This window comes from Stenotrophomonas sp. TWI819, from assembly GCF_039673075.1.
In the GTDB taxonomy this organism is placed as follows: domain Bacteria; phylum Pseudomonadota; class Gammaproteobacteria; order Xanthomonadales; family Xanthomonadaceae; genus Stenotrophomonas; species Stenotrophomonas rhizophila_B.
On sequence record NZ_JBDJKY010000003.1, the window covers coordinates 183,384 to 201,669 of the forward strand.

Sequence of the window (18,286 nt, forward strand, 5' to 3'; positions counted from 1 at the left end):
AACACGCGCGGCAGGACACACAACCAGACAATGCAAATGCGCCCGTAGCTCAGTTGGATAGAGTACCTGGCTACGAACCAGGCGGTCGGGAGTTCGAATCTCTCCGGGCGCACCATTGCATCGACGAAGACAGCAACCCCCGGTTGCTGTTTTTTTTTGCGTTGTCGCCGGCTGTCACCAGGTAGTGCCGGCCGCTGGCCGGCTCTCATGGATGCTGGACGATCGCGTGGAGCCGGCCAGCGGCCGGCACTACCGGGAGGTCACCCCTGCGGTGCGTGCGCCTGCACCGCCCGCATCGCCATGAGATCCGCTTCGCCCGGCAGTTCCGGCGCCGGGCAGTCACCGCCGGCATGGGCGTCGTGCGCCAGCCAGTCATCCACCACACCGCCCAACAGATCCACGCGCAGCGGCAGGGTGATGTGGTCTTCGCCCCGCATCTCGATGTAGTGCACGCGCGGGCTGGCAGCAGCCAGACGACGGCCCTGCCCGACCGGCACATGCTGATCATCCTGGCCATGCAGCAGCAGTACGCAGGTACGGCTGTCGGCCAGCGCGCGGGTGACATCGACGCGGTCCAGGTCCAGATCCAGACGCTGGCTGGCGGCGGCGATCACCTGGTCGATATCCTGCCCGCCGTAGCGCCAGCGCCCATAGGCGGCCATGGCCTGCGCCTTCCACGCCGTCGGCTGCAGCGACATCAGGTGCGGGATCATGCTGCGGATCGCATCGCCGGCATTGGCGAAGGACTCCATTGCCACCACGCCGGTGACCTGGTCGCCCAACTTGTCGGCGGTGAACAGCGCGGTGGCTGCACCGTAGGAGACGCCGAACAGATACAGCGGCCCGACCACCTCCCCGCGCGCCTTCAGCGCAGCAATGACATCGACCACGTCGTCCGATTCGAACGTGCCGTAGCCGGACGGACCGGCGCCGGAATGGCCATGGTTGCGCAGGTCGATGGTGACCACGCGGTAGCCCGACTGCGCCAATTGCAGCGACCACGGCAGCATCGCATCACCGTTCATCATCCAGCCGTGCAACAGCACCACCGTGCCGCGCGGCGCCTGTGGCTGGAAGGGATGCGGCAGGTCCAGCGCCATGCCGGTGCGCAGCGGCTCGCCGTTGTCATGGTGCTGGGGCAGGTAGTGGTAGCGCACCCCGTACTGGCCCGGGTCGAAGGCCCGCCAGAAGATCGGCACGCCCGCGCGGCCGGTCACCCGGCCATGCCGGTTGGGGACGCTGTCCACCGCTTCGGCGATGCGCGGCATGTCCAGCAGGGTGGACACACCACCGGGCGCGATCAGCCGATCACTCAACGAGGTCGAGGCGGCGGTGGAGGTCAAGGAGGAGCAGGCAGCCAGCCACAGGCCAGCCCCGGCCAGCAGCAACAGCAGCAAGCGCTTCATGGGCAGAGTCGGAAAAACCAATCGAGTCGGGCAGGTTACCGATCCGCTCCGCGCCGCTCTATCGCATCCGTATGACCATCCGATGACAGCGAGGCCAGGATTCAGGTTGGCCCCGGCGGCTGGCTAGCCCAGCCAGCCTTCCATGGTCGGCCACCACCCCGCCAACACCGCCGGCCGCTGCATGCGCTCGCGCCACCATTTCAGCGCGGCCCCCTCCTCGCCAGTGCGCCAGGCCAGCCAGAACGTCTCGTCCGGTTTGGGCTCCTCGACCTGCTTGATCACCAGCCGGCCATCGCGCACCGCCTGCTGCACGTACGGCTCGGGCAGGAAACCGAAACCGAGCCCGGCACATTGGAGGCGGAACTTGCTGACCATGTCCGGCACGGTCACGGTCTCCTGCCCCATCAGCAGCCCGACCGTGCGCGGCAGCATCCGCCGGGCCGAATCGGCCACGGCGATCGCGCAGTGGGTGGCCAGCTGCTCACGGCCCAGCGGCTCGGACGCGGCCGCCAGCGGATGCGAGGGCGCCACCGCGAACACGAAACGCACCACACCCATCGGCTCGACCACATAGCCCCCGCCACTGGGGCCCTCGCCCGCCGCGCCGACCAGCAGGTCCGCGCGCCGGTCGAGCAGTGCCTCCCAGGTGCCGGACAGCGATTCACTGATCAGCCGCATCCGGGTCTGTTCGGCCACCGCATTGAAGGCGCGCATATCCTCGGCCAGCAGCGCCGGCACGAACATCGAATCGACCGCCACGGTCAGCTCCGCCTCCCAGCCGGACGCCACCCGCCGCACCCGCATCTCCAGCTCCCGCGCCGCCCGCAGCAGATGGCGGCCCTCCTCCAGCAACGCTTCCCCGGCCGGGGTCAGGTGCGCGCGCGGGCCCACCCGATCGAACAGCTGCACGCCCAGGTCCTCCTCCAGCTTGGAGACCGTGTAGGAGATGGTCGAGGGCACCTTGTGCAGCGCTTTGCCGGCCGCGGCGAACGAACCGCGGCGGTCGATGGCATCCAGGATCTGCAGGGCATCGAGGCTGAGCTTGAGCATTCGAATTTTTCGATGATGGCTTGCAAAACTATCCGTTTTTCAACCCGCCGGAGCAAGCGGATACTGGCCGCAACAGGAAAGGGGCAGCGAACGCCGCCCCGAACCGCCATCGAAACCATCGAACACCGAGGAGATTCACCATGCTGCAGATCCGCAAGAGCAACACCCGTGGCAAGGCCGACCATGGCTGGCTGAACTCCATGCACACCTTCTCCTTCGCCAACTACTACGACCCGCGCTACACCAGCTTCGGTCCGCTGCGGGTGATCAACGAAGACCGCGTGCAGGGCGGCCAGGGCTTTGGCACGCACAGCCACAGCAACATGGAGATCGTCTCCTATGTGCTCGGCGGCGCGCTGGAACACAAGGACTCGATGGGCACCGGTTCGGTGCTGCGCTACGGCGATGTGCAGCGCATGAGCGCCGGCAGCGGCGTCAGCCACAGCGAGTTCAACCACTCAGCCAGTGAGCCGGTGCACTTCCTGCAGATCTGGCTGTTCCCCGATCAGGAGAACATCACCCCGAGCTACCAGGAAACGCATTTCGCGCCGGAAACCAAGCGTGGGCAGCTGCGCCTGATCGCCTCGCGCGATGGCCGGGACGGCTCGCTGTTGATCCACCAGGACGCGAACATCTACGCCACGATCCTGGACGGTAACGACCGCGTCCACCTGCCGCTGGCCCCGCGTCGCGGCGCCTATGTGCAGGTGGCCCGCGGGCAGCTGCAGGTCAACGGCATCACCCTGGAAACCGGCGATGCGCTGCAGGTCAGCGACGAGGCGCAGCTGACGCTGGAAAACGCCAACGAGGCGGAAGTCATCGTGTTCGAGCTGGCGCTGTAATCCCCCGGCCTCAAACGCAGACACCCCGGTTGCCCGGGGTGTCGTTCGTTGCGTGGATCAGAACCGGTAGTTCAGCGTCAGCCGCACGTTGCGCGGCTCGCCCCAGGTGTAGGTGCTGTACCAGCTGAAGATCGTGTAGTAGTGCTTGTCCAGCAGGTTGTTGACGTTGAGCGTTGCCGACAGCTGATCGTTGAACTGGTAACGCGCCATGGCATCGAGCAGCCAGTAGGGCTCGGTGCGGTGGAGCTGGCTTCCGCCAGTGGCCGGATTGGTGATGGTGCCGAACGTGCTGCCCTGCCAGCGCGCGCCGCCGCCGACGCTCCAGCCGTCAGCCGCACCGGTGAGGCGGTAGCTGGTGTGCACGCTGAACTGATCTTCCGGTTCCAGCGTGGAGACCTTGGTGGACTGCTGCCGCGCGATCTTGTGCGCGTAGCCACCCTGGATCTGCCAGCCCGGCGCAAGCTGGCCGGATACCTCCAGCTCATAGCCCTTGGTACGCACCCCCATCAGGCCTTCATAGGCGATCCCGCCGCTGGGCGTCCTGCCGCCGGTCGGCTGGGCGTAGTTGTCCTGCTCCAGCTGGAACACCGCCGCACTGGCGTTGAGGCGACCGTCGTAGAACTCCGCCTTCAGGCCCGCTTCGTAGCTGCGCCCTTCCAACGGATCCAGCACGCGACCCTGCTCGTCCTGGTTGCCCTGCGGCTTGAAGATGGTGCTGTAGCTGGCGAACACCGAAACATTGCGGTTGAGGTCGTACACCAGGCCGGCGTATGGCACGACCACACCGCTCTCGTCGGTATCCGGAGATGTATAGTTGGCGATGCGGCTGCCGACGATCAGCTTGAGCGGATCGGCCAAGTCGAAACGGCCCACCACGTAGGCACCGCTTTCGCGCGTGACCTGGTTGTCACCGTAGCCCCACTGCCAGTCCGGCTCGGGCACGTCGCCGGTCCAGGCGTAGTAGTTGGCGACGTCACTCACGTAGCCCGGCTGCGGCGAGTACCCGTTGTTGACCCAGCGTTTGCGCGACACGCTGCCACCGACCACCAGTTCATGCTGGCGGCCGAACCACTCGAACTTGCCGCTGACGTACAGATCGGCCGCGTTGCTGGTGGTCTTGCCGATGTACTGGCCCAGCCACATGCTCACGCCCTCACCGGTCACCGGATCCGGATTGCCACCGGCCGCCGCGCCCAGCGACGCGTCATAGCCGTTGACCTGGTGATTGAGCTGCAACTTGGCGACCCAGTCATTGGCGAAGGTGTGCTCCAGCGTGGCGAAGCCGGTGCGGGCGTACTGGCCCCAGCGGCTCCAGCGCGCGCCGTTGTTGAACGAGCGCGGCATGTCGTTGAAGTTGCCTGCACTGTCCAGCAGGGGAATACCGCCCCAGCTGGAGCCCTCCGGATCGCTGTCCTGGTAATCGGCCCCGACGGTCAGCAGCGTGCTCTCGCCGAGGTCGGCTTCGAGGATGCCGTAGAACACCTCATTGCTGCGCTGGTAGTGGTCGGCATTGGAATGCTTGTCCTGGTAGGCACCCACGACGCGGCCGCGCACGCGGCCACTCTCAGTCAGCGGCCCGCCGACATCGACCTCGGCGCGGTAGCTGTCCCACGAACCGACACCCAGCGTGGCACTGCCGGCCAGCTCCCGGGTAGGCTTCTTGCGCACCAGGTTGATGGTCGCGCCCGGGTCGCCCATGCCGGTCAGCAGCCCGGTGGCCCCCTTGAGCACTTCCACGCGATCGTAGATGGCCATGTCGCTGAGCGTGTTGCCGGCCGAGTAAGCCGAATCGCGCGCCATCGGGATGCCGTCGTACTGGAAGTTCTGCACCGCGAAGCCGCGCGCGTAGTACTCGGTGCGCTCGCTGTCGTAGGTGACGATGCTCACGCCGGGCGTGACTTTCATGACGTCATCAATGCCGTTGAGGCCGAAGTCGTTCATTTCCTGCCGGGTGATCACGCTGATCGACTGCGGGGTCTGGCGCGGGCTGAGCACCAGCCGGGTGGCCGTGGCGATCGTGCCGGGCGTATACGAATCACTGTCTTCGGTCACGGTGCCGAGCTGGTTGGCGGTGACCTGCACGGTCTGCAGGGTCTGTGCGCCGTCCTTGGCAGGTGCGTCACCCGCCGGCGCCTCTTCGGCCTGCACCGCCGAGGCGGACAGGGCAAGGCCGAGCACGCAGGCCATCGCCTGCATCAACGGAGAGAACGCGGGAACAGCACGACGGCGACCCGAATGGATCGGGGCAACACGGAACGGAACGACGGACACGGCAACGCCTCCAGGCAGGAAGGGACTCCTCTGGCGGCGGCTGGAGGGAACGAATGGGCGGCATGATGCCGCATCCTGGGCTATAGCGAAAGACTATCGCGGCAGGCGACCGGGTGGAGAGCCCTGCAGACAGGCGACGCTCCGGCTGCAGCCGGGGCGCCGCAGGTCATTGGCCGGTGGCGATCAGGTCAGGTGATCCGCCGGTCCACCGACCGGATCAACCACGTGGCACCGGCGCATCCGAGGCAATCAGCTTCTCCTGCTTGAGCTCGGCCCAGAAGGCCCCCGGCACCGCCACCGACATCGACGCGACGTTGGCCAGGACCTGTTCGGGCGTGCGCGCGCCCGGAATGACCGCCGATACCACCTCGGGTGCATCGGCGAACTGCAGCGCCGCCGTGCGCAGGTCCACACCATGGCGATCGCAGATGGCCTGCACCCTGGCGCGCTTTTCCGGCGCCCAGGACGGCACCTTGCCGTCATAGAGATACCGGTCCCGCCCGGCCAGGTAGCCCGCCAACAGCGGCGACCCGACCACCACCGACGCGCCATGCGCGGCGATCTTCGGGAAGGTGTCATGCAAGGCCTGCTCGTGATCCAGCAGCGAGTACTGGCAGGCCAGCAGGAAGATGTCCGGGTCGGACTCGGCCACCGCACGCAGCGCCGGCTCGGGTCGATTGACGCCAAACCCCCAGGCTTTGATAAGCCCCTCCTCACGCATGCGTGTCAGCGCCGGCATCGCGCCCTTTGCGGCCTCGGCGAAGCGCTGCTCCCACGGCATCCCGAGGTCGTTTTCGTTGTCCGGTGACAGATCATGGATGAACACCACGTCCAACTGCGATACGCCGAGCCGGTTGAGGCTGTCCTCCACCGACCGCCGCGTGCCGTCGGCAGAGTAGTCGTAGCGGTAATGGAACGGCGACGGGTCCTTCCACATCACGTCCTGCAGCTCACCGGCGGTGGCCGTCAGGAGGCGACCGACCTTGGTCGACAGCGTGTACTCGCGCGCGGGATGGTTGTGCAGATGGTGGCCGTAACGGCGCTCGCTCAGGCCAAGCCCGTACCACGGCGACGTATCGAAACAGCGCACCCCGGCCGCATAGGCGGCGGCGAGGGTGGCTTCGCTCTGCGCATCGGTCGCGGCCGCGAAACCATTGCCGATCGCGACACCGCCCAGGCCCAGACGGGTCTGCGGACGATAGCGCCTGCCCTGCTGTGCGGGGTTGCCCGGCAAGGGCTTCGCCGAGGCCTGGCCGCGGGTGGGCAGGACACTGCCCGGCCCAGCCGACTGCGCCATCAACGGCGAGGCGGCGAAAGCGGCGGTACCGGCGGCGGCAACGGAGAGGAAGTGGCGACGTGTGTTCACGGCGACTCCTGTTTCTTCGGGGAAAGCGCACACCTTCGCAGAGGGGCGGTGCAGAGCATGCCTGTGGCGCGTCAAGGCGGCGGCAACATTGCCCTTTCCCACCGTGCGGCTGCTCAGCCCTGCCCAGCGCCTGCGGCGAGAAGCAGCGTCTCGATCTCGCGGTAACCGCGCTGGCGTGCATGCTGCAGCGGGGTGACGCCTTCGCCGTCAGGCAGGGTCACGTCGGCCCCGGCCGCGAGGAGCTGACGGACGATCTCCACATGTCGTGGGCCACCATCGGCCAGGATGATCGCCTCCAACAGCGCGGTCCATTGCAGGTTGTTGACGTGATCCACATCGACACCGGCTGCGATGAGTGTCGCCACGGTCTCCACGTGACCGCGTTCGGCCGCTGGAATGAGTGCGGTGCCACCGTAGCGGTTGGTGCTCTTCAGGTCCGCACCGGCAGCCAGCGTCGCGCGCAGGATCTCGAGATGCCCGCGGGCACCGGCATAGAGGTAGGGGCTGTCCTGAATCGCATCCTTGGCATTGACGTCGGCACCGGCCTGGATCAGCGCAAGCGCGGTCTCTACGTGGTTGCGGTGGGTCGCGACCAGCAACGGGGTCGCCTTCGCCGCGCCGCGCGCATCCACCTGTGCACCCTGCCCCAGCAGCGTACGCACCGCCGCGGCATCGCCCTTTTCCGCCGCCCGATGCAGGCGCTCATCCAACGACGCCGCACTGACCGGCACGACCATGCCCATCAGCATGCTCACGACCACCCAGCCACGCAGTGACCTCCGTCCCATCGACATGTTCCTGCTCCTTACACGGATGGCGCCCGGTGGGACGCCGCTGGACAACGACCGTAGCCGAGCCGCCGCGTCGGCACCAATGAAGAGTGGGGATCGACTGCATGCGCCATCCGAATGCGTCGGCCGCAGCGCCGCCCGCCTGTTTCATGCGACGCTGCGCGCGACATTCGACACGGACGCACCTCACCATGCTGCATCACATTTCCTTGGGCGTGCGCGATCTTGCGCGTGCTGCCGCCTTCCACGATGCCGCGCTCGGTGCGCTGGGCATGCGCCGCGCCTTCGAAGACGACGAGGCCATCGGCTATGGCTATGTCGAGGACGAGGATCTGCTGTGCCTGAAGCTGCGGGCCGATGCGTCGCCGCCGGGCGCGGGATTCCACCTGGCGTTCGGCGCACCCTCACGCCAGGCCGTGGACGCGTTCCATCGCGACGCACTGGCGGTTGGCGGCATCTGCAACGGGGCGCCGGGGCTGCGCGAGGACTATGGCGATCACTACTACGCCGCCTTCCTGATCGATCCGGATGGGCATCGGATCGAAGCGGTGTGCAAGTCGGTCGTTTGACCCGGATCGCACAAAGAAAAAGGCCTCCGTACTTGCGTACGAAGGCCTTTTCTACAACTGGCGGAGCGGGAGGGATTCGAACCCTCGATAGAGTTTTAAGCCCTATACTCCCTTAGCAGGGGAGCCCCTTCAGCCACTCGGGCACCGCTCCAGTGTTCTTGGTCCGCCGCTGCGATGAATCATCTCAGCGGGGGCGCGAATAATAACGTTTTCCGCGCCCTCAGGTAAAGCCTTAATCCGAAGAATTTTCACTTCCGGATGCATTCGGCTCATCACCGCGCTGGATCCGCTGGTAAATCTCTTCGCGGTGCACGGCCACGTCCTTCGGAGCGGTGATACCGATACGCACCTGGTTGCCCTTGACGCCGAGCACGGTCACGCTGACCGAGTCACCGATCATCAGGGTTTCGCCTACACGGCGAGTCAGGATCAACATTTGTTCAAGTCTCCAGGGGAACCGGTGGTGGCATTTCCCCACCGGCTTGGCGCCCCGGCAAGAGCGCCCCACGACAACGGGAAAAGATTCGCCATAGTACCGTCAGGCCTCCCGCCCCTTCAAGGAGCAGAAGGCCTCAGGCTGTTCAGATACGGGGGGTGACCCAGTCGACGACCGCGGCCAGTGCAGAAGCAAGGGCGGGCCCGTCCTCACCACCACCCTGGGCGAGGTCCGGGCGGCCGCCGCCCTTGCCCCCGATCTGACTGGCGATATGGGCCAACAGTTCCCCGGCCTTGACCTTGCCCATTGCGCTGCCGTTCACGCCCGCGACCAGGGCCGCCTTGCCGTCCTGGGTACCGGCCAGCACGATCACCGCATCGCCGAACTGCTGCTTGAGGCGGTCGATCGCTTCACGCAGCGCCTTGGCATCGAAGCCTTCCAGGCGCGCGGCCAGGATCTTGATGCCGTTGACCTCGACGGCGGCGCCACCGAGATCGGCAGTCGCACCGGCAGCCTGCTTGGCCTTCAGCGATTCCAGCTCACGCTCGAGCTTCTTCTGGCGCTCGCCCAGCTGGCGGATCTTGTCGACCACGTCGCCGGCATTGCCGCCAAGCAGTGCAGCGGCTTCGCCCAGCTGCGCTTCTTCGTGGGCCACGTAATCCAACGCGCCCTGCCCGGTCACCGCTTCGATACGACGCACGCCCGAGGACACGCCGCCTTCGGAGGTGATCTTGAACAGGCCGATATCGCCAGTGCGCGACACATGCGTACCGCCACACAGTTCGGTGGAGTAATCGCCCATCTTCAGCACGCGCACGTGCTCGCCGTACTTCTCGCCGAACAGCGCCATCGCGCCGAAGTCGAGCGCTTCCTGCATGCCCATGTTGTGGACTTCAGCGGCGTTGTTGGCACGCACCTGCTCGTTGACCTTGCGTTCGATGATCGCCAGGTCCTCGGCGCTGATCGGCGCGAAGTGCGAGAAATCGAAGCGCAGGCGATCAGGCGCGACCAGCGAACCCTTCTGCTGCACGTGGGTGCCCAGCACTTCGCGCAGGGCGGCATGCAGCAGGTGGGTGGCCGAGTGGTTGAGGATGGTCGCGCCACGGCGCTGGCCATCGACCTGGCCGGACAGCACATCGCCGACCTTCAGGCTGCCCGCCGTGAGCTTGCCCACGTGGCCGTGGAACTGGCCCGCGAACTTCTGGGTGTCGCTGATGTCCACCTGCACGCCCGCGCCGGACAACGTGCCGTTGTCACCGACCTGGCCGCCGGACTCGGCGTAGAACGGGGTCTGGTTGGTCAGCACGATGACGTCATCGCCAGTCTGAGCGCTCTCCACCGGGCGGCCGTCCTTGAGGATGGCGACCACGGTAAGGTCGTCGGCCTGCAGGCGGTCATACCCGAGGAACACGGTCGGCTTGAGCGTGGCGACCAGATCGGCCGACAGGGTCACGCCGCCGCCGAACTTGCCGGCCGCGCGCGCGGTCTCGCGCTGGGTGTCCATCGCGGCGTTGAAGGCGACCATGTCCACCGTCATATCGCGTTCGCGGGCGATATCGGCCGTCAGATCGACCGGGAAGCCGTAGGTGTCGTACAGACGGAACGCATCCGCGCCCGGGATCACGCCGTTGCTCACCTTTGCGGCCACGTCGTCGAAAATCTTCATGCCCGAATCCAGCGTTTCCGCGAAACGCTCTTCTTCGGCCTGCAGGGCGCGCACAACCGTGTCGACCTGCGCCGGCAATTCCGGATAGGCCACGCCCATCTGCTCGACCAGCGTCGGCACCAGCTTGCTGAAGAACGGCTGGCGAACACCGAGCATCCAGCCATGGCGCAGGGCGCGGCGGATGATCCGGCGCAGCACGTAGCCGCGGCCTTCGTTGGATGGCAGTACGCCATCGACGATCAGGAACGAGCAGGCGCGGATGTGATCGGCGATCACGCGCAGCGACTTGTTCTCCAGATCGGCCATGCCGGTCAGTTCGCTGGCCTTGCGGATCAGCGCCTGGAACAGGTCGATTTCGTAATTGGTGTGGACGTGCTGCAGGATCGCGGCCAGACGCTCCAAGCCCATGCCGGTATCCACGCACGGCGCCGGCAGCGGCACCAGCGTGCCATCGGGCTGGCGGTCGAACTGCATGAAGACCAGGTTCCAGATCTCGATGAAGCGATCACCGTCTTCATCCGGCGAGCCCGGCGGACCACCGGCGATATGGTCGCCATGGTCATAGAAGATCTCGGTACACGGGCCGCACGGGCCGGTCTCGGCCATCTGCCAGAAGTTGTCCGACGCGAACGGTGCCCCCTTGTTGTCGCCGATGCGCACGATCCGCTCTTCCGGAATGCCGATCATGTCGCGCCACAGCGCGTAGGCTTCGTCATCGGTCTGATACACGGTGACCAGCAGGCGCTCGGCCGGCAGCTTCCAGACCTGGGTCAGCAGCTCCCAGGCCCAGGCGATGGCGTCCTTCTTGAAGTAATCGCCGAACGACCAGTTGCCCAGCATCTCGAAGAAGGTGTGGTGGCGCGCGGTGTAACCGACCTGGTCCAGATCGTTGTGCTTGCCACCGGCGCGCAGGCAGCGCTGGACGTCGGCCGCGCGCACGTAGCTGCGCTTCTCGGCGCCAAGGAACACGTCCTTGAACTGCACCATGCCGGAGTTGGTGAACAGCAGGGTCGGATCATTGCCCGGCACCAGCGGCGCCGACGGCACGATCGTGTGGCCTTTGCCCTTGAAGAACTCAAGGAAATCGCTGCGGATCTGGGAGGTAGTGAATTTGACGGATGCGTTCATGGGGGGCTGGCTTTGTGCGGGCCGGTCAGTCCCTGGCACGCAGCCCCAATGGCCGGGTGTCAATTGCAGGACCGCCGAAACCACAAAGGGTATCAGGCCCGGGCCGCTCAGTCCTCAGGGTCGTAACGGGTGGCCTGGCGGATGCTGTCGCCGGGGAACCCCCGGCGGGCCAGAAGATCGGCGGCTTTGCGCCGTGCAGGCAGTTCCTGCGGGCCGGCCTCGCCAAAACGGCGGCAGACCAGGTCGCGGGCATTCTCGGTCCAATCACCTTCGAAGGTGTCCATGGCGGCAGCGATCTGGTCGCTGTCCAGGCCATGCGTGCCCAGTTCGGCGCGGATGTGGATCGGCCCATAGCCGGTGTTGGCCCGGATCCGGACCAGATTCTCGGCAAAGCGGGTGTCATCCTGCCAGCCGGCCTCGGCCAGCTTGCTGACCGCAGCTTCGGCGGCCTCGTTCTCGATGCCGCGGGCCTGCAGTTTGCGGGTCAGCTCTTTACGCGAGTGTTCGCGGCGCACCAGCAGCCCCAACGCCCGCTGGACCGGCGTCTGTTCCTGGACACGGCGCTTGCGCCGGGGTGCGGGGGCTTCGGAGTCTTGCATGGCAGCGGTCCATTACAGTGCGCCGTCCTTGGCGCCATCCCGTCGGGGATTCTTGAAACTGCAGGCCAGGGCGAGCGTCACTGACGGCGCTGCCCTGCCCCGCAGGAAACTCACTCGGCGTCGTCTTCAGCCTCGTCGCCGCCTTCACGCACGGCTTCTTCCGGCTGGAACTTCTCGCGCAGCTCGGCTTCCAGACGCTGGGCAATCTGCGGGTTGTCGCGCAGATAGCCGCGGGCGTTGTCCTTGCCCTGGCCGATGCGTTCTTCGCCGTAGCTGTACCAGGCGCCAGCCTTCTCGACCAGCTTGGCTTCCACGCCCATGTCGATCAGCTCGCCTTCGCGGCTGATGCCTTCGCCGTACAGGATCTCCGTGATGACCTGCTTGAACGGGGGCGCCAGCTTGTTCTTGACGACCTTGATCTTGGTCTGGTTGCCGATGATCTCGTCACCCTTCTTGATCGCGCCGATGCGGCGGATGTCCAGGCGGACCGAGGCGTAGAACTTCAGCGCGTTGCCGCCGGTGGTCACTTCCGGGCTCTGGCCCGGCATCATCACGCCGATCTTGTGGCGCAGCTGGTTGATGAAGACCACCAGGGTGTTGGAGCGCTTGATGTTGCCGGTCAGCTTGCGCAGCGCCTGGCTCATCAGACGGGCCTGCAGGCCCGGCAGCTGGTCGCCCATTTCGCCTTCGATTTCGGCCTTGGGGGTCAGCGCGGCGACCGAGTCGACCACCACGATGTCCACCGAGCTGGAGCGCACCAGCATGTCGGCGATTTCCAGCGCCTGCTCACCGGTATCGGGCTGCGAGAGCAGCAGGTCGTCCACGTTGACGCCCAGCTTGGCGGCGTAGATCGGATCCAGCGCGTGCTCGGCATCGATGAAGGCCGCAGTGCCGCCCTTCTTCTGGCATTCGGCGATCGCCTGCAGGGTCAGGGTGGTTTTGCCCGAGGATTCCGGACCGTAGATCTCCACGACACGACCCTTGGGCAGGCCACCGATACCGAGAGCGATATCCAGCATCAGCGAACCGGTGGGGATGACCTCGACCGCTTCGACGACACGGTCGCCCATGCGCATCACGGCGCCCTTGCCGAACTGCTTTTCGATCTGGCTCAGCGCGGCGGTGAGGGCGCGCTTTTTGTTTTCGTCCATCGGAGTGGTCCTTGCAGAGGTCGTATCGGTGGAGGTGCTGTCTTTGGAAGTCTTCTTGGCCATGGGTTCACTTTAAGGCTGGCGTATCGCACGGGCTGAGATTCTGCCCGGCGTTCGGAAAAAAATTATCGGACATCCGTACCAACCTCAGCAAAACCAGAGATGTGCCACAAAAGACCGCGCGTGATTCAAGGGGGAACAGGGTCAGCGGTTGGGCCGCAGCAACCCGCAATAGAGGCCTTCGATGGCGAAGTCCTGGTCGGGCAGCACTTCGATCGGTTTGTAATCGGGGTTGCGCGGCAGCAGGCGGATCCGGTCCTTGCCCATCTTCAGCAGCTTGACCGTGATCTCGTCATCGATGCGGGCCACCACGATCTGCCCGGAGCGCGCGTCGCGGGTGCGGTGCACACCGATCAGGTCGCCGTCGAAGATGCCCTCGTCGATCATCGAGTCGCCCTGCACTTTCAGCAGGTAGTCCGGCGCGGGCGAGAAGAACACCCGGTCGAGCACCACGAAGTCGTCCGAGCCGATATCCGCGCCGATCGGCAGGCCGGCCGCGACCCGGCCCAGCACCGGCAGGCGCAGGACGTGGTCCGGCAGCGCCGAGGCGGGCAGCGATTCGGGCAGGCCGTTCTGCAGCGCCGGTGCCTGGACCAGCCGGATGCCGCGGGCCTGGCCCGGGATGCGACGGATCGCCCCGGCCTGCTCCAGCGCTTCCAGATGGTACTGGGCTGCGCGGACGCCCTTGAAGCCGAACGCACGGGCGATTTCCGTCTGCGACGGCGGTGCGCCATCGGTCTCTATACGCTCGGCGATCAACTGCAGGATCGCCTGCTGGGTATCGGTCAGGTCCATGGTTAGTAGTATTACTACTAACGATGCAGGCACGCAAGTGCCCGCAGAGAAAGAGCCCATAAAGGAAGGGCTGTCCGGCAGCGGTCGAAGCCTCCAGCAATGCCTGTCGCCACCGACCGTTGGTCGGTGACCGCGCGAACGCGCGGCAATGGCGTCCGACCAACGGTCGGACCTGCACGGAATCCCCCGCTTACGCGGGAGATTCCGGGGATCCTTCGGATCCCAGCGGCAGGAACCCTATGGGTTCTTGCCGCTGCGCCAGATCGAGAACAGGATCCACACGCCACAGAAGCCGGCACCGATGAAGCCGGCCACGCCGAGCGCAAGCAACCAGCGGCTGGAGATGCCGCCGACGCTGTGCATGACGATCGAGGAGCCGATGATCAGCGCGGCGGTCACGATACCCATGACCAGCCGGTTGGCGGCACGGTTGACCTGGTCGCCGAAACCCTGCAGCGCAGTGGTTTCGATCTTGAGCTGGAGCCGGCCGCGGCGCGCCATCTGCAGCAGCCTACGCACGTCGCGCGGCAGGTCGCCGACCAGATCCATCACCCCGACCAGGCTGCGCTTGCCGCGCTTGAGCATCGCGCCGGGCGAGTAGCGCTGCCACATCACCCGCTCCAGATACGGACGCGCGGCACTGGCCATGTCGAACTGCGGGTCGAGCTGGCGGCCCATGCCTTCCAGGGTGAGGAAGGTCTTGATCATCAGCGCCAGATCGGCCGGCAGGGTCAGCGCGTACTGGCGCAGCAGCTGGGTGATGTTGCCCAGCATCAGGCCCATGTGCAGGTCTTTCAGCGGCACCCCGCTGTACTGGTCCACGAAGGTGCTGATGTCCTGCTGCAGCCGGGACTCGTCCACCTCCACGCCACCGGCCCAGTCCAGCAGCACGTCGGCCACCTGCTCCGGCTCCTGGGTGACCAGACCATGCAGGAGCTGGGCGACCTGGAAACGGCGCTGCTCGGAGATCGCCCCGACCATGCCGAAATCGATCACGCCGATGCGGCCGTCACGCAGGTAGATGATATTGCCGGGGTGCGGATCGGCGTGGAAGCAGCCGTCCTCCAGCACCATCTTCAGCACGATGCGCGCCCCGGTGCGGGCCAGCCGCACGCGGTCAAGACCGGCCGCATCGACACCGGTCAGATCGCGGCCGGGGATGCCGTCGACGAAGTCCTGCACGTTGAGGCTTTCGCACGTCCACTGCCAGTGCACGTTGGGAATCAGGATGTCATCGCGGCCCTCGAAGTTGCGCGCGATGCGCTCGGCATTGCGGCATTCGGCGGCAAAATCCAACTCCCGACGCAGTGACACCTGGAACTGCTGTACCACCTCGGCCGGGCGGTAGCGCTGCATGTCGGGCAAGCGCGCTTCGACGATTTCAGCCAGCCGCGCCAGCAGCCGCAGGTCGGCTTCGATCACCTCGCGGATGCCCGGACGACGGATCTTCAGCACCACGGCGGTGCCGTCATGCAGCGTTGCGCGATGCGCCTGTGCCAGCGAGGCGGCGGCCATGGGCGTTTCATCGAGCCACGCGAACACCTCGGTCGCCGGTGCGCCCAGATCGCGTTCGAGCTGATCACGCACCTGTGCGTAGGGCAGCGCAGGCACGGCATTCTGCAGTTCGGAGAACTCGGCGATCCAATCCGGCGGGAACAGATCCACACGGGTGGCCAGCACCTGGCCCAGTTTGACGAAGGTGGGGCCCAGGTCTTCCATCGCCCGGCGCACGCGCACCGGCGCGGTCATCCGCAGCATCTGCTGGGTGTCGTTCCAGTGCAGCAGCCGACCGGCACGCTCGAGCACATCGGCCAGGCCGATCCGGCGCACGAGGTCGCCGAAGCCATAGCGGATCAGGACCGACGCGATTTCCTGCAATCGCCCCAGGTCACGCACGGTACCCAGCGTTTCCCACATCGGCCCACTCTCCTGTCAGCACACCCGGTCAGGATGTCACAACAGCGGGAAGATTCCCGTCAGCGCCTGCTGCACGGTCTGCCGCCGTATGGCTTCGCGGTCGCCATCGAACTGGAACAATTGCGCACGGGCATAGCCGCCACGGCCTTTCCAGCCGATCCAGACGCTGCCGACCGGTTTGTCCTCGCTGCCGCCGCCCGGCCCGGCAATGCCGGTCACCGCCACGGCGATGCCGGCACCGGAATTGATCAGCGCACCGGAGACCATTTCCAGCACGGTCTCGCGGCTGACGGCGCCGAACTGTTCCAGCGTCTGTGCACGCACGCCCAGCAGGCGTTGTTTGGCTTCGTAGCTGTAGACCACCATGCCGCAATCGAAGAACGCCGAGGAGCCGGCGATATCCGTCATCGCCTTGGCGATCCAGCCGCCACTGCAGCTTTCGGCGGTCACCAGCTGCAGCGAGGCCTGCTGCAGGCGCTGGCCCACGTCACTGGCAAGGGCGCCCAGCTCGGCGTCGGAAGGAACGGTCATGGGGGATCCTGGATCAACGGGGGGACGAACGCCCCCTGTTTTAGCCGAAATCGCGGGGGATGTCGTGTGTTGCCGGCGCACCCCTCACCACTCCGGAAGCTTCTCCGGGAGCATCGCGCGGATCGGTTCGCCGCCCTCGCCGGCCGCCAGCTTCTCGGCCTCGGCGATCGGGATCTCGACCTGGAGCAACCAACCGTCTTCGTCGGTGGCTTCGCTGCGCACAACTTCCAGCTGATGCAGGCGCGAACGCAGGCGGCCGGCACTCGGCGGCAACCGCAGCTCGCCGCTGACGTGCTGCAGGCCCAGGCGCTTGCCCAGGACGGACTGCAGCAGCGGCAGGCCGACATTGTCGCGGGCGGAAATCCAGACCCGCTCGCGGCGCGCGTTGTCCGGGATGCCGTCCTGGCCATCGTGACGTACTTCGGCCCCGTCGATGCGGTCGATCTTGTTGAACACCAGCAACTGCGGCAGATCGCCCGCGCCGATCGCGGTCAGCACTTCATCCACCTGTGCGATGCGCTCCTCGCGGTGCGGATCGGCGGCATCGACCAGATGCAGCAGGAAGTCCGCTTCGCGGGCTTCGGACAACGTCGAACGGAACGCGGCCACCAGATCATGCGGCAGGTCGCGCACGAAGCCGACGGTGTCAGCGAGCACGACGCTGCCGCCCGGCAGTGCGATGCGGCGCACGGTCGGGTCCAGCGTGGCGAACAACTGGTCCGCGGCGTAGGCCTCGGCACCGGTCAACGCATTGAACAGGGTCGACTTGCCGGCGTTGGTGTAGCCCACCAGCGCCACGCGCGGCAGCTCGCTGCGCAGGCGGGCACGGCGCATCTGGGTGCGCTGCACTTCCACCTTTTCCAGCTTCTTCTGCAGCTGCTCGACCCGCTTCTGCAGCAGGCGGCGATCGGTTTCCAGCTGGGTTTCACCCGGGCCGCGCAGGCCGATGGAACCGCCGCGCTGGCGCTCCAGATGGGTCCAGCCGCGGATCAGCCGCGTGGACATGTGGCGCAGCTGCGCCAGCTCCACCTGCAGCTTGCCTTCGTGGCTGCGCGCACGCTGGGCGAAGATGTCCAGGATCAGCCCGGTACGGTCGATCACGCGCCGCTCCAGGAACCGCTCCAGGTTGCGCTCCTGCCCCGGCGACAGCGCGTGGTTGACCAGGATCAGGTCGGCGCCGGTGGCATCGGCCGCCGCCTTGACCTCATCCAGCTTGCCGCTGCCGATCAGGATCGACGGATTGGGCCGATCGATGCGCGCGGTCAGCGTGGCCGCGATGCTGGCCCCGGCGGAGCGGGCCAGATCGGTGAACTCTTCAAGCACGTCATCTTCGAGCCGGCCGGCATGCGGCTGGATCAGGAGTGCGTGTTCGCCTCGCTTGGAACGGTCAAACACGCAGTTCTCCAGAATTTTTCACGCAGTCACTCAACGTCGTCATCACCTTGGACGCCATCGGCGCCATCATTGGATTGCACATAACCACCTCCGGGCCCGACCTTCACGTTGCGCGCCGGCACCACGGTCGAGATGGCGTGCTTGTACACCATCTGGCTCACCGTATTACGCAGCAGCACCACGAACTGGTCGAACGATTCAATCGTCCCCTGCAGCTTGATGCCATTGACCAGATACACCGACACCGGCACACGTTCGCGCCGAAGTGCATTCAGAAACGGATCCTGCAGCGATTGCCCCTTGGACATTGCAC

The 18,286-nt window shown here is 66.3% G+C and carries 16 protein-coding genes and 2 tRNA genes; 3 read left to right on the plus strand and 15 right to left on the minus strand.

Going from position 1 to position 18,286, the window contains the following annotated elements; all coding sequences use genetic code 11:
* Window positions 1-38 precede the first annotated feature (38 nt).
* Window positions 39-115, plus strand: a tRNA-Arg gene (locus ABE463_RS05605).
* Window positions 116-260: 145 nt separating this feature from the next.
* Here ABE463_RS05605 and ABE463_RS05610 read toward each other — a convergent pair.
* Entirely contained in the window at window positions 261-1,406 is a 1,146-nt protein-coding gene (locus tag ABE463_RS05610) for an alpha/beta fold hydrolase (RefSeq protein WP_346467504.1), read from the minus strand.
* 123 nt (window positions 1,407-1,529) lie between these two features.
* Window positions 1,530-2,456, minus strand: coding sequence for a LysR family transcriptional regulator (locus tag ABE463_RS05615; RefSeq protein ID WP_346467505.1), 927 nt, complete (start codon window positions 2,454-2,456; stop codon window positions 1,530-1,532).
* 140 nt (window positions 2,457-2,596) lie between these two features.
* Between ABE463_RS05615 and ABE463_RS05620 the strand changes: the two genes are divergently transcribed.
* A complete protein-coding gene (locus tag ABE463_RS05620; protein ID WP_346467506.1) occupies window positions 2,597-3,298 on the plus strand; it encodes a pirin family protein in 702 nt (233 codons plus the stop codon).
* 57 nt (window positions 3,299-3,355) lie between these two features.
* Here the strand turns inward: ABE463_RS05620 and ABE463_RS05625 are convergent, their stop codons facing one another.
* From ABE463_RS05625 to ABE463_RS05635, 3 genes are all read right to left on the minus strand, one after another.
* A complete protein-coding gene (locus ABE463_RS05625; RefSeq protein ID WP_346467602.1) occupies window positions 3,356-5,494 on the minus strand; it encodes a TonB-dependent siderophore receptor in 2,139 nt (712 codons plus the stop codon).
* 292 nt (window positions 5,495-5,786) lie between these two features.
* Window positions 5,787-6,935 (minus strand): aldo/keto reductase, encoded by a 1,149-nt coding sequence (locus ABE463_RS05630; RefSeq protein ID WP_346467507.1) that lies wholly within the window; start codon window positions 6,933-6,935, stop codon window positions 5,787-5,789.
* A gap of 113 nt (window positions 6,936-7,048) precedes the next feature.
* Window positions 7,049-7,750, minus strand: coding sequence for an ankyrin repeat domain-containing protein (locus tag ABE463_RS05635; RefSeq protein WP_346467603.1), 702 nt, complete (start codon window positions 7,748-7,750; stop codon window positions 7,049-7,051).
* Between the two features lie 167 nt (window positions 7,751-7,917).
* Between ABE463_RS05635 and ABE463_RS05640 the strand changes: the two genes are divergently transcribed.
* Window positions 7,918-8,295, plus strand: a complete 378-nt coding sequence (locus tag ABE463_RS05640) for a VOC family protein (protein ID WP_346467508.1) — start codon at window positions 7,918-7,920, stop codon at window positions 8,293-8,295.
* Between the two features lie 58 nt (window positions 8,296-8,353).
* Here the strand turns inward: ABE463_RS05640 and ABE463_RS05645 are convergent.
* The 10 genes from ABE463_RS05645 to hfq form a co-directional block, all read right to left on the minus strand.
* A tRNA-Ser gene (locus tag ABE463_RS05645) sits at window positions 8,354-8,446 on the minus strand.
* Window positions 8,447-8,527: 81 nt separating this feature from the next.
* Window positions 8,528-8,731, minus strand: a complete 204-nt coding sequence (gene csrA / locus ABE463_RS05650; RefSeq protein ID WP_019183311.1) for a carbon storage regulator CsrA — start codon at window positions 8,729-8,731, stop codon at window positions 8,528-8,530.
* Between the two features lie 145 nt (window positions 8,732-8,876).
* Window positions 8,877-11,525, minus strand: a complete 2,649-nt coding sequence (gene alaS, locus ABE463_RS05655) for an alanine--tRNA ligase (protein WP_346467509.1) — start codon at window positions 11,523-11,525, stop codon at window positions 8,877-8,879.
* A 107-nt stretch (window positions 11,526-11,632) separates the two neighbouring features.
* Window positions 11,633-12,124 (minus strand): recombination regulator RecX, encoded by a 492-nt coding sequence (gene recX / locus ABE463_RS05660; protein WP_123728918.1) that lies wholly within the window; start codon window positions 12,122-12,124, stop codon window positions 11,633-11,635.
* 110 nt (window positions 12,125-12,234) lie between these two features.
* A complete protein-coding gene (recA, locus tag ABE463_RS05665; RefSeq protein ID WP_123728917.1) occupies window positions 12,235-13,275 on the minus strand; it encodes a recombinase RecA in 1,041 nt (346 codons plus the stop codon).
* Window positions 13,276-13,479: 204 nt separating this feature from the next.
* Entirely contained in the window at window positions 13,480-14,130 is a 651-nt protein-coding gene (gene lexA, locus ABE463_RS05670) for a transcriptional repressor LexA (RefSeq protein WP_121041795.1), read from the minus strand.
* A gap of 237 nt (window positions 14,131-14,367) precedes the next feature.
* Window positions 14,368-16,047, minus strand: coding sequence for a 2-polyprenylphenol 6-hydroxylase (gene ubiB, locus ABE463_RS05675; protein WP_346467510.1), 1,680 nt, complete (start codon window positions 16,045-16,047; stop codon window positions 14,368-14,370).
* Between the two features lie 36 nt (window positions 16,048-16,083).
* Complete coding sequence (locus tag ABE463_RS05680; protein ID WP_019183317.1) at window positions 16,084-16,578, minus strand: CinA family protein; 495 nt, start codon at window positions 16,576-16,578, stop codon at window positions 16,084-16,086.
* Between the two features lie 84 nt (window positions 16,579-16,662).
* Window positions 16,663-17,973: a ribosome rescue GTPase HflX gene (gene hflX, locus ABE463_RS05685; RefSeq protein WP_259260294.1), complete on the minus strand. Its 1,311-nt coding sequence runs from the start codon at window positions 17,971-17,973 to the stop codon at window positions 16,663-16,665.
* Window positions 17,974-17,999: 26 nt separating this feature from the next.
* Window positions 18,000-18,281: an RNA chaperone Hfq gene (hfq, locus tag ABE463_RS05690; RefSeq protein ID WP_123728913.1), complete on the minus strand. Its 282-nt coding sequence runs from the start codon at window positions 18,279-18,281 to the stop codon at window positions 18,000-18,002.
* Window positions 18,282-18,286 lie beyond the last annotated feature (5 nt).